At 67.6% G+C, this 953-nt stretch carries 3 protein-coding genes; 2 read left to right on the forward strand and 1 reads right to left on the reverse strand.

Annotated features, from left to right (window positions below; genetic code table 11):
- The first annotated feature begins 230 nt into the window (after positions 1-230).
- Both MKL09_RS11370 and MKL09_RS11375 read left to right on the forward strand, forming a co-directional pair.
- Positions 231-521: a hypothetical protein gene (locus tag MKL09_RS11370; RefSeq protein ID WP_244020228.1), complete on the forward strand. Its 291-nt coding sequence runs from the start codon at positions 231-233 to the stop codon at positions 519-521.
- Between the two features lie 89 nt (positions 522-610).
- Positions 611-751, forward strand: coding sequence for a hypothetical protein (locus tag MKL09_RS11375; RefSeq protein ID WP_244020226.1), 141 nt, complete (start codon positions 611-613; stop codon positions 749-751).
- Here MKL09_RS11375 and MKL09_RS11380 read toward each other — a convergent pair.
- A partial coding sequence (locus MKL09_RS11380; protein ID WP_244020227.1) for a hypothetical protein occupies positions 752-953 on the reverse strand: 202 nt, incomplete at its 5' end.

Genomic DNA, 953 nt, shown 5'->3' on the forward strand with positions numbered 1-953 from the left:
CAATCCTCACCTCGCGGCTACGCCGGAAGGCGTAATCCGGCCGGAACCTTCACAGCAGCTTCACCGTTTCAGCGAACAGAGAGGGGATGGATACGCTCCGCCCCCGAGACACCCGGCAGCCTCGTCCGCGGAGCTGCGACACACATCATTGCGTGAGTTTAGCCGTGCGTACCGGTCCGGCCTGTCTCAGTTCCGGCTTCTCGAAACATTCCGGCCTCGCCAGAACGGCCCTGGCCGGCGCCTTGTCGCTCCTCGCTCTGACTTCCTCGGCGCTGGCCCTGCCGGCGTGCCTGGAAGCCCAGCGCAAGGTCGATGAAGCCAATGCCCTGCGTTTCCAGGCGCGCCAGGAGGCGCGGCTGGGCAACCACGACCGCGTCTGCGACACGCTGGACGAGGTCGGCGACCGCTACGACGACGCCCGCGACGCGTTCGAGCGCTGCGGCGAGGGTGTGGTCGCCATCGATCTGCGGAGCGAACAGCGCGGCCTGCGCATCGCCAAGAAAATCAACCGCTGCGACTGACCGGGTGCGCCCGCGCACCTCGCACGTCCAGACCCCGCATCATCATCATCCCCACACGCGACGCATGTCGCCGACAAGGTTTTGCGCCGATGACCACCGCTTTGCTGTCATCCGATCTCCAGACGCCTGCCGCTGACCGCACCGGCCCGTCCTTCGCGGCTGCCCTGTGCGGTTTCATCAGCACCACGGTTGCCACGACGATGCTGCTGGTGCTGATCGGGACGCTCTGATCAGGGTGCGACCGACCAGAACCTCTGGCGGTTGAACAGGATGTCCCGGGTGCTCACCGTTGGTGCCTCGGGCGGCTTGACGCAATCCGGCTCGCGCGGCTTGGCCACCGCCGCCAGGGCCGCCACAACCGGAGCCGGCTTCAGCCCCAGACGCGTCTGAACCTCCGGCTGCCGCGCTGCCGCAATGGTCAGAACGGCGGCG

It is taken from the genome of Methylobacterium sp. J-048 (assembly GCF_022829515.1).
Classification (GTDB): domain Bacteria; phylum Pseudomonadota; class Alphaproteobacteria; order Rhizobiales; family Beijerinckiaceae; genus Methylobacterium.